The organism is Aeromonas sp. OTU364, assembly GCF_038440395.1.
Classification (GTDB): Bacteria; Pseudomonadota; Gammaproteobacteria; order Enterobacterales; family Aeromonadaceae; genus Aeromonas.
Map to the genome: position 1 here is coordinate 75,001 of NZ_JASATR010000008.1, position 13,672 is coordinate 88,672.

A 13,672-nucleotide genomic window follows, 5' to 3' on the forward strand; every position below is an offset into this window, starting at 1 on the left:
TACGCATACAATTTGCTTAGGAGACAAGGACTATGTCTTTTAAAAAGGGAATGATGGCTGCTTCCGTGGCGCTGGTCATGATGAGTACCGGGGCGATGGCCGACGAGAAGGTGCTGCACGTCTACAACTGGAGCGACTACATAGCGCCGGATACGCTGGAAAACTTCCAGAAGGAGACGGGCATCAAGGTGGTGTACGACGTGTTCGACAGCAACGAGGTGCTGGAAGCCAAGTTGCTGGCGGGCAGTTCGGGTTATGACATCGTCGTCCCGTCCAACCCCTTCCTGGCCAAGCAGATCAAGGCAGGCGTCTTCCAGAAGCTGGACAAGTCCAAACTCTCCAACTGGCAGAACATGGATGTCGATCTGCTCAAGGCGCTCGAACCGAGCGATCCGGGCAACCAGTACTCCATCCCTTACCTGTGGGGCACCATTGGCTACGCCTACAACGCCGAGAAGGTGAAGGCCGTGCTGGGTGCCGATGCGCCGGTCAACTCCTGGGATCTGGTGTTCAAGCCGGAGAACATGGCCAAGTTGAAGGAGTGCGGTGTCTCCTTCCTCGACTCGCCGACCGAAATGCTGCCGGCCGCCCTGCAATACCTGGGCTTCAAGCCGGATAGCCAGAAGCCGGACGAGTTGAAGAAGGCAGAGGAGCTGTTCCTCTCCATCCGCCCCTATACCGCCTACTTCCACTCCTCCAAGTACATTTCGGATCTGGCCAACGGCAACCTGTGCGTGGCAGTGGGTTACTCAGGTGACCTGCAGCAGTCCAAGGCACGTGCCGCCGAAGCCAAGAACGGTGTCAGCCTGACTTACACCATTCCGAAAGAGGGGGCCGGCAGCTTCTTCGACATGATCGCCATCCCGGCGGACGCCAAGAACGTCGAGGCAGCCCACACCTTCATCAACTACCTGATGAAGCCGGAAGTGATCGCGAACATCACCAACGTGGTGCAGTTCCCGAACGGCAACAAGGCGGCGACTCCGCTGGTGGACGAGGCGATCCGCAACGATCCGGGCATCTACCCGACGGCGGACACCCTCAAGAAGATCTACACCTTCCCGGATCTGCCGGCCAAGGTGCAGCGTCTGATGACCCGCAGCTGGACCAAGATCAAATCAGGTAAGTAAGTGACGAGTACCCCTCCCGGTCCGCAGTTCGGCCGGGAGGGTGGTGACCACCCGACAGGTTGGACGGCGCGTATGGATGCGCGACTGGCAAAATCACACAAACGAGGACTGATACGTGCACATGACCAAGATGGCAACGCTGGCCCTGACCCTGGGGTTTGCAAATCTGACCCAGGCAGCCCCTGTGGTTCATTTTTACAACTGGTCCGATTATATCGGCGAGACCACCCTCAGTGACTTTCAGCAGAAGACCGGGATCAAGACCGTCTACGACGTGTTTGACTCCAACGAGACGCTGGAGGGCAAGCTGCTGACCGGACGCACCGGTTACGATCTGGTCGTGCCTTCCAACAATTTCCTGGCCAAGCAGATCAAGGCGGGGGCCTTCCAGAAGCTGGATCCCGCCCTGCTGCCCAACCTGAGCAACCTGGATCCCCTGCTGCTCAAGCAGCTCGACAAGGTGGATCCGGGCCATCAGTACGCCGTGCCCTATCTGTGGGGCACCAACGGCATCGGTTACAACGTCGAGAAGGTGAAGGCCGTGCTGGGGGTCGACAAGATTGACTCCTGGGCGACCATCTTCGAGCCGGAAAACATGAAGAAGCTCTCCCATTGCGGGGTGGCCTTCCTCGACTCGGCGGACGAGATGATCCCGGCTGCCCTGAACTACCTCGGCCTCAATCCCAACAGCCACGATCCTGCGGATCTCAAGCGTGCCGAAGAGCAACTGCTCAAGGTGCGTCCCTATGTGACCTACTTCCACTCCTCCAAGTACATAGGGGATCTCGCCAATGGCGACATCTGTGTGGCGGCGGGGTTCTCCGGTGACATACTGCAGGCGGCGGCCCGGGCCGACGAGGCGGGCAAGGGGATCAAGATTGCCTACAGCATCCCCAAGGAGGGGGGCAATCTGTGGTTCGACATGATGGCGATCCCCTCCGATGCCACCAACGTCAAAGAGGCTCACGCCCTGATCAACTACATTCTCGAACCTGAAGTCATCGCCAAGGTGAGCGACTACGTGGGCTACGCGAACCCGAACCTCAAGGCGGGAGAGTTCATGGACAAGGCCGTGCGCGATGACGAGTCAGTCTATCCCCCCCAGGCGGTGCTGGAGCGTCTGTATGTGCAGGAAGCACATCCCCGCTCGGTGCAGCGCCTGATCACCCGGAGTTGGACCAAGATCAAGTCCGGAACCTAACCTTGGCGCCCATCCCGGGGCGCCAGATTGTATTGATGGATCGGCCCCGGCCGGTATCACCTTTGGGAGTTTGGTAATGGCGATAGCCTCCAGTGCCTACAAGAAAGCCCTCGAGGGCAGCCAGCAGCGTAAAGAAGTGCTGGTCAAAATAGACAGGGTAAGCAAGCAGTTCGACGAAACGCTGGCGGTCGATAACGTGTCTCTCAACATCCACAAGGGCGAGATCTTCGCCCTGCTGGGTGGTTCAGGTTCCGGCAAGTCCACCTTGCTGCGGATGCTGGCCGGGTTCGAGCGCCCCACCGAGGGGCGGCTGTTCCTGGATGGGGTCGACATTACCGACATGCCGCCCTATGAACGTCCCATCAACATGATGTTCCAGTCCTACGCCCTGTTTCCCCACATGACGGTGGCGCAGAACATCGCCTTCGGCCTCAAGCAGGATGGCCTGCCCAAGGCAGAGGTCGACGCCCGGGTGGAGGAGATGCTCAAGCTGGTGCAGATGACCCAGTATGCCCGTCGCAAGCCGCACCAGCTCTCCGGCGGTCAGCGCCAGCGGGTCGCCCTGGCCCGGTCGCTGGCCAAGCGCCCCAAGCTGCTGCTGCTCGATGAGCCCATGGGGGCGCTGGACAAGAAGCTACGCTCCAAGATGCAGCTGGAGCTGGTGGAGATCATCGAGCGAGTCGGCGTAACCTGCGTCATGGTGACCCACGATCAGGAAGAGGCCATGACCATGGCGGAGCGGATCGCCATCATGCACCTCGGCTGCATCGAGCAGATCGGCAGCCCGATGGACATCTACGAAACCCCGGCCAGCCGGCTGGTGTGCGAGTTCATCGGCAACGTCAACCTGTTCGACGGCCTGCTGGTGGAAGATGAGCAGGACCACGCCACCATCGCCTGCGCAGATCTGGAGCAGCCCATCTACGTGGGCCACGGCATCAGCTCCCGCGCCGAGAACAAGAAGGTGACCTACGCCCTGCGGCCGGAAAAATTGCTGATGAGCCTGCACAAGCCGGAGGAGATCGAGCATCCGGACTTCAACTGGACCAAGGGTGAGGTCTATGACATCGCCTATCTGGGCGGTCACTCGGTTTATCACATCCAGCTGCCCTCGGGCAAAATCGTTCAGGCTTTCATCGCCAATGCCGAACGCCACGGCAAGCGGCCAACCTGGGATGACCAGGTGTTCCTCTACTGGGAAGATGACAGCGGCGTGGTGCTGCAATCATGAAGGCATTGAGACGACTCAAGCAGATGGGGGGACGCCAGCTGGTGATCGGCATCCCCTTCTTCTGGCTGTTCCTGTTCTTCCTGCTGCCCTTCGTCATAGTGGTGAAGATCAGCTTCGCCGAAGCGGATGTGGCGATCCCGCCCTACACCGACGTGATGAGCTGGGCCGACAATCAGCTCACCATACTGCTCAACATGGGCAACTACCTGCTGCTGCAGGAGGATGAGCTCTATATCGCGGCCTATCTGGGCTCCCTCAAGATGGCCTTCATCAGTACCCTGCTCTGCCTGCTGATCGGCTATCCCATGGCCTACTCCATCGCGCGGGCCAACAAGGAGACCCAGACCGTTCTGCTGCTGCTCATCATGATGCCGACCTGGACCGCCATCCTGATCCGGGTCTACGCCTGGATGGGCATCCTCAGCAACAACGGCCTGCTCAACAGCGTCTTGCTGGGGATAGGGGTGATAGACGAGCCCTTGCAGATCCTCAACACCAACCTGGCTGTCTACATCGGCATCGTTTACTCCTACCTGCCGTTCATGGTGCTGCCGCTCTACGCCAACCTGGTCAAGCACGATCAGAGCCTGCTGGAGGCGGCCTCCGATCTCGGCGCCCGCAACCTGACCCGGTTCTGGCAGATCACTGTGCCGCTCTCCAAGAACGGCATCATCGCCGGTTGCATGCTGGTCTTCATTCCCGTGGTGGGCGAGTTCGTCATCCCCGAGATGCTGGGCGGCCCCGAGACCCTGATGATCGGCAAGGTGCTGTGGCAGGAGTTCTTCAACAACCGTGACTGGCCGGTGGCGTCCGCCCTGGCGGTGGTGATGCTGGCGGTGCTGATCATTCCGATCATCCTGTTCAACCGCAACCAGGCCAAAGAGCTGGAGGGGAAAGTATGAGGCGCTTTGGTTTTGCCAAGCTGATGCTCTGGCTGGGGCTGCTGTTCATCTACCTGCCCATGATCATCATGGTCATCTACTCCTTCAACGCCTCCAAGCTGGTGACTGTGTGGGGGGGCTGGTCCCTCAAGTGGTACTTCGGTCTGCTCGACAACAAACAGTTGATTGGCTCCGTGTTCCGCTCCCTGGAGATCGCCTTCTACACCGCCATCGCCGCGGTGGCGCTGGGGACAGTGGCGGCCTTCGTGCTGACCCGGATCCCGCACTTCCGTGGCCGCACCCTGTTCGGCGGCATGGTGACGGCGCCCCTGGTGATGCCAGAGGTGATCACGGGTCTGTCGCTGCTGCTGCTGTTCGTGGCCATGGCCCAGCTGGTGGGCTGGCCCGCCGAGCGGGGCATGTTGACCATCTGGATTGCGCACACCACCTTCTGTACCGCCTATGTGGCGATCGTGGTGTCGGCGCGGTTGCGGGAGCTGGATCTCTCCATCGAGGAGGCGGCCATGGATCTGGGCGCCAAGCCGTGGAAGGTGTTCTTCCTCATCACCATCCCGATGATAGCCCCGTCGCTGGCGGCGGGCGGCATGATGTCGTTCGCCCTGTCGCTGGATGATCTGGTGCTGGCGAGCTTCGTCTCGGGTCCGGGTTCCACTACTTTGCCGATGGAGGTGTTCTCGGCGGTGCGCCTCGGGGTGAAACCCGAGATCAACGCGGTGGCGAGCCTGATCCTGCTGTCGGTGTCGCTGTTCACCTTCGGCAGCTGGTACCTGATGGCGAGGGCGGAGAAACGCCGCCGCGCCGAGATTGCCATGACCACCCAGATGCAGGCCGTCGCCTGACCCCGGGGCTGTTGACGCAGTAACACGGCTTGCGCCGACGGCTCAACAGCCCCTAAGATCCGCATTCTCTCATCCGTCAGGAGAATGGAATGCGGATCTCCCTCTTTATCGGCCAGAGCGCCGAGATGAATGCCGAACTCGCCCCCGGACTCGTCAGTGCCATCGACAAGCATGAGGCAGGGCATCCCCTGTGGTGCGGCTTCTCGGGCCTGGAGGGCGATGAGCAGAGCGACAAGCGCCATCACGGCGGCCCGGATCGCGCCCTGCACTACTACCCTGCGGATCACTACCCCTGGTGGAAGAGCTGGCAAACCGCGCTGGGTCTGCCTGCCCCCCGAGCCTCCTGGCAGCCGGCGGCCTTTGGCGAAAACCTCTCCGGCCTCGGATTGACAGAGGCGCAGGCCTGCATCGGCGATGTCTATCGCCTCGGCGCCGCCCTGATCCAGATCAGCCAGCCGAGATCCCCCTGCTTCAAGCTCAATCAACGCTTTGGCTACCCGCACCTCTCCCAGGTGATGCAGCTCAGCGGCCGCTGCGGCTGGTTGCTGCGGGTGCTGGAGGAGGGGCGCGTGGCCCCGGTGGATGAACTGCTGCTGATGGACAGGCCCTATCCCGAGCTGACGGTGAAGCGCACCGCCGACATCCTGTTCAACCAGGCCCGCCACGAAGGGGATCTGCAACTGCTGCTGGACAATCCGGCGCTCTCTCCCAACTGGCGCCAGCATGCGGCCCACTGGCTGGAGCACGGGGTCGTTGCCGATTGGAGTCGGCGTCTGCTGGGACCTGCCGAGTTTCAGCTGCCGCCAAAGGCGTAACTGAGCACCTGGACGAGCCCGGCGCTCCGTATCGCCATGAAACGCTGGATTATTGAGCGTAAAGCCCTTTTTTTACGGCAGATGCAAAAAAAGGCTTGTGTCATGTCGGGGCTTTCGGTAAATTCTCGCCCCGCAGACATCGGTGTGTAGCGCAGCTTGGTAGCGCACTTCGTTCGGGACGAAGGGGTCGGAGGTTCGAATCCTCTCACACCGACCACATTAGAAAAGGCCGCTCATCGAGCGGCCTTTTCGCATTTTGGACTGCCTCCATGCTGTAGGAGCTCTCCTCTGAATATCCTCGTCATTGTCCTTGTTCGCTCGGCGCATTACCCCTCATGCAAGGGCATATTCCTCGGGATGGCCATGCGCATCCCGTTCAACCCCCTTGAGCCAGTCACGCTGCTTTCACCGCTTTCGCCAGCACCAGACGCTCATTGACAGACCACTTTCAAGTCGCGGGCACCCCTGCCGTGGTCGCTCGACGGGGCAGGGTGCGTCAGGCACCGGCACCGCGAGTATCAATCGCGATACATCATGCACCATGTTCGTTTGGTCCAGTTATCAACGACTTGTGGCCCGTCCCGACGGATCGTTCGGTGCCATGTGTTTCATGCCTGTGACACGTCCGGCGGCAGATCTCCGTAACCCCTTGTTTTTGCACCTCACATTCACTGGCACACGACTTGCTCTATCGCTCTCGTCATGACGACCGGCGGTCGTGGGTGCTCGTGTCGAACGATGCTACCCGGCCACACAAGGACAACGTCAAGGAGACATCGACATGTTCGTCAGCAAACGATGGAAGACGACGCTGGGAGCCCTGCTCACGCTCGGGCTGCTCGGCACGCCGCCGGCGCAGGCCGCCGATCCCGTTGGGGTGCAGACTACCTTGGAGGGGTGTCGCAAAGACGCGAACTTCACCTTCCCCGATGGCGGTCCCTTTATCTGCCCCGACGCGGACTACACCACTGGTAACCTAGGCAAGACGTGGAACGAACTCGACCTCGTTCCTTATCGCATCACGCTGCAGGCCGGCAACTCCGCCCCTGCCAGCCAGATGTACACCCTTGGCGTGGTACTGGACAACGAGGATGCAGGCAAACCCGGATATGACATTATTTCGGTCCCGGTGCTGAATGTGGGCAAGTCGAGTGCGTCCTGTGCGGCAGCCCAGTCGACGCCGCAAACGGAATTGGATCCCGGCATTGGCGGAACCGACGTCTCGATTTACCGGCTGATCACGGTCACACAGGCGAAAAATACCACCTGTGTCTATGACTACTACGGCCGGTTGGCCCTGGGGTCGCACCTGTTTCCGGGGTCATCGCTGCACGCCAATCTCCTGGCCGAGGATCTCGACACCGGAGGGGCTGGTGCACGCGACGTCTCCATCCCGGTGAAGGAGATAGAGCCGCAGGAGATTTCCAAGACGATGACGGCCCACCAGGGCGCAGAGCAGACCTGGAATATCTCCAAGGGGACCGAAGATTCGCTGGACTTTGGCAACGTCTGCCGCAGCGATGCGCCGACCTCCCTTCCCGTCCAGATCACTGTCACCTGGACCAAGGCGGAAGTCATCGGTGGCAAGGTTGCGGTCAACATAGTGTTGAATGCGAAGAATCCAGCCGCGCGTACGATCACCGTCGAGTTGACCGACAAGTTGTACAAGGGATCGGACAACACCGGTACCCTGCTCGACACCTATAACGAGGGTCCATTCGACCTCGCTGCCGGCTTCAATGGCATGGTCGCCGAATTCACGGTCGAATTCGACGCAGCGACGGCGGGCAAGGTCGGTGACTGGCTGCACAACGAGGTGTCAGGGACCTATACGGATAAGGCAACCGGCATCCCGGTTCCGGGCACCACGACGGCGGTCGCGAACGCCCAGATCCAGCAGGGCGAGGTCACGAATGCGTCGACGACCATCAAGGACGTGGAGGAGATCGACGGAGTGGGTCTGATGTATGCGGTCGGGGTGCCGTCGTTCGGCGACTTCCTGGATGGCTACCTGGCGGACACGCAGACGGACGGCGAGGTAGGGTGGCAGACGACTGGCCAGACAGACAGTGGTTCCATCACCTTTGAGAAGATGGTTTATCTCGACGATCCCAAGCGCGTCACGACGGGCATGTTGAGAGACACCGCCTACCTGACCGCCTCGGACGGATTTGCGGCCAGCACCAACGAGCTGCAGATCCCGATCGCTTCCTCGGCCAAGGCCAAGCTCACGATCCAGAAGAGCATTCCCAACTTCCTGGATGCGGGTGAGAAACTCGAGATAACATTCCACATTACCCGTGCCAATGACGAGTCGTTCAGCAAGACCAAGGTCATTACCTTCACGGGAGGAGGCGTGACGACGCAATCCGTCACGGCGTGGGGCCTGGTTCCCGACACCTATTATGTCGAAGAGGTGAGCAGCGTGTTCTTTGCCGCAGGCAGCGACATTGGCGTCCCTGTCGGTCTGGCTGACCCGCGCGATCCAGCCGAGTATCCGAACCCGAGGACGGTGGATCTCCAGCTCGAAGACGGCATCGCGACCCATTGTGCGGCAACCGTCGACTTCCTGAACGAACCGACAGACGAGCCTGCCAAGGCGCAGGTGCAGAAGACCACGGAGCCGGCACTCGAAAACTCGGATGACGACTATTACTGGACCTTCAAGTTGTATGGTCCGGGCGGTGGGCTGTTGAGTACGCAAGACGTCGGTGCGGGTGCGGGCTATAGCAAGTTCCAGAGCGCTGGCCTCGATCTGCTCCTCACCGCCGAGGGTACCTATACCGTGGTGGAGACGACCAAGACGGGTTGGGATCTGATTTCGGCCAATCCGGACTCGCCGATCCAGGACAAGGTCTGCGACTTTGTGGTCGACTATCCGGAAGATGCAGGCAAGGTCTTCTCCTGTTCGTTCCTTAACCGTGAACGCGGCAGGGCACAGGTTCTCAAGACCATGAACGGACTTCCCGACTTGGGCAGCTATTCGTTCACCTTCGTGCTGCGGCAGGGGGCTACCACCTTCTCCGTCGGCGAGACTCTGGAGTCGATGTCGGCCAATGCCGGGAACGGCGGCATCCTGGCATTTACGCAGGAGCTCATCCCGGGCCAGACCTATCAGATCTGCGAGATCGTGGGTCCGGGGTGGCTCAGCAACTTCGGAAACTTTGTTCCGAATGCGTTCATGCCACCGGATGGCGTCGTCATCAACCCGAATGTCGACAACAGTATTCTCTGTGGCAACTTCGAGGTGGGTCCGGGCGAGACAAAGGTGTTCAATATCGACAACACACCGCCCCCAGGCGGCCGTGCATTGACCATAGGTTTCTGGCGGAACTGGGCGTCCTGCGCCAAATCCAATGGCAAACAGGAACCCGTGCTTGATCAGACGCTGGCCTCCTTTGCCGGTGGCGGTGTCTATATCGGTAAGCTGTTCGTGGATACCTGCCAGGAGGCCGTACGCATCCTGAGCAAGCAGGATGTCGGGAGCGGCAAGCAGAAGTCGAGTGATCCGGCGTTCAACATGGCGGCGCAACTGCTGGCTGCGAAGTTGAACGTACAAGCCGGGGCGGGTCAGTGTCCGAATGCCGTCACGGCTATGGTTGCGGGCCAAGCCATTCTTGATGGACCGCCACCCAGCTACGCGGTGAACTTCACCGGGATGGGGGATTATCCGAAGAAGGGCCAATTCGCGACCGAGGCGAACAACCTCGCCACGACGCTGGACCAGTACAACAACAACTATCTGTGCACTGGACCGTAACGGCGTAGCATCGTTGCGCTCAACCGAGGGGCCCGCACAAGCGGGCCCCTCTTCTCTGTCTGCGCTCCTCAGCGAAGGCCATTGGCGCCTGTGCTTGTGGCACAACCGGTGTGACCGCACTGCTCATGCCCGATGCCAAAGACAGGACGCGATGACGCGGAGCAGCAGGAACATGGTGTTGGTATGTCGGGCGTTATGGGACTTGCTATCGAGAGTGGGCCTGGTCAGACGGAAGGGGCATCGCCCATAGGTGCACCCCGATGAGGTGAGCGTCAAGCTTGCATGCCAGCTCAGGGCCAGGCAGTTGATTGCCATGGCTGATGCCTTGGTGCCATGGCACATGTTGCGGAGGCAATGGAAGCAATGCAGCAGTACAGGCCGTCAGTTCATAGACCCCTAGGCCATCGAGGCGCAGATCGAGCAAGCTCTCAAAGAGCCGTCTTCCCGTGGCTCACCATGCAGCTCCGCTTGGGTGCATACCATGGGGTTCAATGAGCTGTCCTTCGCATTGGGCTATTTGCCTTGGCCGTGATTGGCAGACGCATGGTCGGTATGCAGGGGAGATGGTCCGGTGCTGAATGTCGCCCATTAAAAGGGCCACCGCTCGGTGGCCCCACAGGTGGAGTCTGATCCTGACTCCGGCACTCTAGATTGTGGCAATCTCGTTGTGGGTCTTGTCGATGGTGCCCTCCTTGCGCCCCGGGCGCATGATCAGATATGCCAGTGTTGATGCCGCAATGCCTTGAAGCCGTGCTGAGTTTGCAGAGCCGCATGCTTGGGGTACTCGCTGATGAAATGTGCTATTCCCTCCATCAGTTGTGACCGCAGAGAAGACACGGGCTCGTGCCAGGCCTGCAGGCAGAGATGGCCGGGGATCAACTGCTCTCGATACGCTTCCAGCAGCTGTTCTGGCCAGGGCTCGATATGGGAATCATGACGCAGTAAATAGTGGGCGGCGGGTTCACGGGCATAGATGAACTGAACTTGGGCCAGGTCGCGTTGGCTTAGCGTTTGGCTGCCGATATGGCAAGTCAGATATTTCCCCGTCTTCAGATTCAGGAAGTGACCGCGTTGCCGACAGGCAATGATGCGATACCAAGGCAGGGGTGAACAGAGAGAATACCCCTCCAGCTCCTGTTCCAACCAGTGACGGCACTCTGGCGTCTGCACTTCTTCGCGCATGGACTCGAGCTGTGTCAACAAGGCTCTGGATGGTTGGGTAGCCAGCATCGCGCTCATCGTCTGCAATCCTCCCTCTGCACACAATCCCGACTTTCAGTATGGACCCTGACCGGTGGCGGGGGTAACTATTCTAATGATTAAAATCAGCTTAGAAGCGCACTTTTTATGCAATAAAGGCCATTAGCCGACCAGGTAGGTGCCGGTACCAAAGGCGATATGAGTCCCCTCTTCGTTGTGCAGTTCCATACGGGCGACGGCGACCTTGCTGCCTGCCCGAATGATGTGGGCGGTGGCGATGAACTCGTTGCCGCGACCGGGCCGCAGGTAGTCGACCCTTAGGTCTATGGTGCCGAGGCGGGAGAAGCGCTCCTTGAGGTAGCTGGGGGAGAAGTCCTCCAGCTCGTCGATGCAGGAGGCGGCGACTATCATGCCGCCCGCCACGTCCAGCAGGCTGGCGGTGACGCCGCCGTGCAGTATGTTGTGAAAGGGGTTGCCGATCAGCTTGTCATCCATCTTGATGCGCAGCTCCACCTTCTCGAAGTCATAGTGGGTCACCTGCATGCCGATGAGCTTGTTGAACGGCATCTTCTCGGCGAACAGGTTGGCAATGCCACTGAGCGCCATCTTCTTCAACATCTGTTTCATTCTCTGATACCGATCCCTGTCATCAAAGCCGAGTAAAAACTCCAGCCAGTCTGCAACACTTCCTTAACAGTCGCAATGGCAGGTTTATTGTGGGCGGCGGCTGCTTTAGAATGGCGACCCCAAAGGAGAGCCCATGACCGCCATTGCCGACACCTTGCCCGATACCCCCCTTGCCCTGCTGCAGGCGGTCTTCGGCTACCAGCAATTTCGGCCGGGCCAGCTCGAGATCATCGAACAGATAGTGGCGGGGCGCGATGCCCTGGTGCTCAAGCCCACCGGTGGCGGCAAGTCGCTCTGCTACCAGATCCCGGCCCTGCTGCGGCCCGGTCTCGGGGTGGTGGTCTCCCCCCTTATCTCGCTGATGAAGGATCAGGTCGACAGCCTGCGCGCCAACGGTGTGGCGGCCGTCTACATCAACTCGGCCCTGAGCCGGGAGGAGATGATCCAGAACTTTGCCGCCATGCGCCGCGGCGAGATCAAGCTGGTCTATGTCTCCCCCGAACGGCTGCTGCAGCACGAGTTTCTGGATCGATTGGCAGAGCTGCCCCTCGGGCTGTTCGCCATCGACGAGGCCCACTGCGTCTCCCAGTGGGGCCACGATTTTCGCCCCGAATACGCGGCGCTGGGGCGGCTCAAGCAGTGGTTCCCCCAGGTGCCCGTGGTGGCGCTCACCGCCACCGCCGACGAGGCGACCCGCAGCGACATGCTGCATCGCCTCGAACTGCAGGATCCCTTTATCCACACCGCCAGCTTCGACAGGCCCAACATCCGCTACAGCCTGGTGGAGAAGTTCAAGGGAGCGGAACAGTTGCTGCGCTACGTGCAGAGCCAGAAGGGCAACTGCGGTATCGTCTACTGCTCCAGTCGCAACCGGGTGGAAGAGGTCGCTGAGCGGCTCTCCCGCCATGGCTGCAAGGCGGCGCCCTATCATGCGGGCCTGCCGCTGGATCAGCGGCTGCGCACCCAGGATGCCTTCCTCAAGGACGACGTCGAGATAGTGGTGGCGACGGTGGCGTTCGGCATGGGGATCGACAAGCCCAACGTGCGCTTCGTGGTGCACTACGACATTCCGAAGAACATCGAATCCTACTATCAGGAGACCGGCCGTGCCGGTCGTGACGGTACCCCCGCCGAGGCGCTGCTGCTCTACGATCCCGCCGACATAGGCCGGGTGCGGCGCCTGCTCGACAACATAGAGAATCCCCAGCAGTTGCAGGTGGAGCAGTACAAGCTCAACGTGATGGCGGCCTTCGCCGAGGCGCAGACCTGCCGCCGTCAGGTGCTGCTCAACTATTTTGGCGAGTACAACGACAAGCCGTGCGGCAACTGCGACATCTGCCTGGATCCCCCCAAGAGCTATGACGGCACCGAAGATGCCCAGAAGGCGCTCTCCTGCGTCTGGCGGGTGGGGCAGGCCTTCGGGGTGGGTTATGTGGTGGAAGTGCTCAGGGGCTCGCTCAACCAGCGCATCAAGGATCACGGTCACGACAAGCTGTCGACCTACGGCATCGGCAAGGATCAGAGCCACGAATACTGGATGAGCGTGATCCGCCAGCTGATCCACAAGGGGCTGCTGACCCAGAACATCACCCGCAACCTGGTGCTGCAGCTGACCGAGGCGGCCCGCCCCGTGCTGCGTGGCGAGACGACGCTGGCCCTGGCGGTGCCGCGGCTGCAGCCCATCTCCAGCCGCAAGGAGAAGCGCAGCGGCCTGCTCGACAATGCCAACTACGACAAGCGGCTGTTCAAGGAGCTGCGCGGCCTGCGCAAGCAGATCGCCGAGGATGAAGAGGTGCCGCCCTACGTGGTGTTCAACGACGCCACCCTGGTGGAGATGGCCCAGCTGATGCCGATGACCGAGGACGAGATGCTGGCCATCAATGGTGTCGGTCACCGCAAGCTGGAGCGCTTCGGCGAGGCCTTTATGGACCTTATCATCGAGTATTGCCGCCGCTAGGGTCGACCCT

General features: G+C 60.6%; 10 protein-coding genes and 1 tRNA gene. 9 read left to right on the plus strand and 2 right to left on the minus strand.

The genetic code is table 11. The features are described from left to right. Positions 1–32 precede the first annotated feature (32 nt). The 8 genes from AAHB08_RS10335 to AAHB08_RS10370 all read left to right on the plus strand — a co-directional run bounded on the left by AAHB08_RS10335 (position 33) and on the right by AAHB08_RS10370 (position 9,878). Complete coding sequence (locus tag AAHB08_RS10335; protein ID WP_139438034.1) at positions 33–1,130, plus strand: extracellular solute-binding protein; 1,098 nt, start codon at positions 33–35, stop codon at positions 1,128–1,130. Positions 1,131–1,251: 121 nt separating this feature from the next. Further along, positions 1,252–2,331 (plus strand): polyamine ABC transporter substrate-binding protein, encoded by a 1,080-nt coding sequence (locus AAHB08_RS10340; protein ID WP_282101263.1) that lies wholly within the window; start codon positions 1,252–1,254, stop codon positions 2,329–2,331. 76 nt (positions 2,332–2,407) lie between these two features. After that, positions 2,408–3,562, plus strand: coding sequence for a polyamine ABC transporter ATP-binding protein (potA, locus tag AAHB08_RS10345; RefSeq protein WP_005328474.1), 1,155 nt, complete (start codon positions 2,408–2,410; stop codon positions 3,560–3,562). Then, entirely contained in the window at positions 3,559–4,464 is a 906-nt protein-coding gene (locus AAHB08_RS10350; RefSeq protein ID WP_139438030.1) for an ABC transporter permease subunit, read from the plus strand. The genes potA and AAHB08_RS10350 overlap by 4 nt, the downstream gene beginning before the upstream one ends. Continuing rightward, positions 4,461–5,303, plus strand: a complete 843-nt coding sequence (locus AAHB08_RS10355; protein WP_025328719.1) for an ABC transporter permease subunit — start codon at positions 4,461–4,463, stop codon at positions 5,301–5,303. The genes AAHB08_RS10350 and AAHB08_RS10355 overlap by 4 nt, the downstream gene beginning before the upstream one ends. Positions 5,304–5,392: 89 nt before the next feature. Then, positions 5,393–6,118, plus strand: a complete 726-nt coding sequence (locus AAHB08_RS10360) for an MOSC domain-containing protein (RefSeq protein WP_265435062.1) — start codon at positions 5,393–5,395, stop codon at positions 6,116–6,118. Between the two features lie 140 nt (positions 6,119–6,258). Further along, positions 6,259–6,335: transfer RNA gene (locus AAHB08_RS10365), tRNA-Pro, on the plus strand. A gap of 564 nt (positions 6,336–6,899) precedes the next feature. Then, entirely contained in the window at positions 6,900–9,878 is a 2,979-nt protein-coding gene (locus AAHB08_RS10370; protein ID WP_342058870.1) for a hypothetical protein, read from the plus strand. A 711-nt stretch (positions 9,879–10,589) separates the two neighbouring features. On the opposite strand, the gene AAHB08_RS10375 is transcribed toward AAHB08_RS10370, so the two are convergent. Together AAHB08_RS10375 and AAHB08_RS10380 are read right to left on the minus strand one after the other, a co-directional pair. Then, a complete protein-coding gene (locus AAHB08_RS10375; protein WP_139438026.1) occupies positions 10,590–11,117 on the minus strand; it encodes an AbiTii domain-containing protein in 528 nt (175 codons plus the stop codon). A 123-nt stretch (positions 11,118–11,240) separates the two neighbouring features. Further along, the gene (locus AAHB08_RS10380) at positions 11,241–11,705 is read right to left on the minus strand and encodes a thioesterase family protein (RefSeq protein WP_162519265.1); all 465 of its coding nucleotides are present in this window, start codon (positions 11,703–11,705) and stop codon (positions 11,241–11,243) included. A 133-nt stretch (positions 11,706–11,838) separates the two neighbouring features. Here AAHB08_RS10380 and recQ point away from each other — a divergent pair, with 133 nt between their 5' ends. Then, on the plus strand, positions 11,839–13,662 hold the full coding sequence (recQ, locus tag AAHB08_RS10385; protein WP_342058871.1) for an ATP-dependent DNA helicase RecQ: 1,824 nt from the start codon (positions 11,839–11,841) through the stop codon (positions 13,660–13,662). Positions 13,663–13,672 lie beyond the last annotated feature (10 nt).

Excerpts from the sequence above, each read along its gene's own strand:
- AAHB08_RS10335 (WP_139438034.1), top strand. The coding sequence starts at position 33 with ATGTCTTTTAAAAAGGGAATGATGGCTGCTTCCGTGGCGCTGGTCATG.
- AAHB08_RS10340 (WP_282101263.1), top strand. The coding sequence starts at position 1,252 with ATGACCAAGATGGCAACGCTGGCCCTGACCCTGGGGTTTGCAAATCTG.
- potA (WP_005328474.1), top strand. The coding sequence starts at position 2,408 with ATGGCGATAGCCTCCAGTGCCTACAAGAAAGCCCTCGAGGGCAGCCAG.
- AAHB08_RS10350 (WP_139438030.1), top strand. The coding sequence starts at position 3,559 with ATGAAGGCATTGAGACGACTCAAGCAGATGGGGGGACGCCAGCTGGTG.
- AAHB08_RS10355 (WP_025328719.1), top strand. The coding sequence starts at position 4,461 with ATGAGGCGCTTTGGTTTTGCCAAGCTGATGCTCTGGCTGGGGCTGCTG.
- AAHB08_RS10360 (WP_265435062.1), top strand. The coding sequence starts at position 5,393 with ATGCGGATCTCCCTCTTTATCGGCCAGAGCGCCGAGATGAATGCCGAA.
- AAHB08_RS10370 (WP_342058870.1), top strand. The coding sequence starts at position 6,900 with ATGTTCGTCAGCAAACGATGGAAGACGACGCTGGGAGCCCTGCTCACG.
- AAHB08_RS10375 (WP_139438026.1), bottom strand. The coding sequence starts at position 11,117 with ATGAGCGCGATGCTGGCTACCCAACCATCCAGAGCCTTGTTGACACAG.
- AAHB08_RS10380 (WP_162519265.1), bottom strand. The coding sequence starts at position 11,705 with ATGAAACAGATGTTGAAGAAGATGGCGCTCAGTGGCATTGCCAACCTG.
- recQ (WP_342058871.1), top strand. The coding sequence starts at position 11,839 with ATGACCGCCATTGCCGACACCTTGCCCGATACCCCCCTTGCCCTGCTG.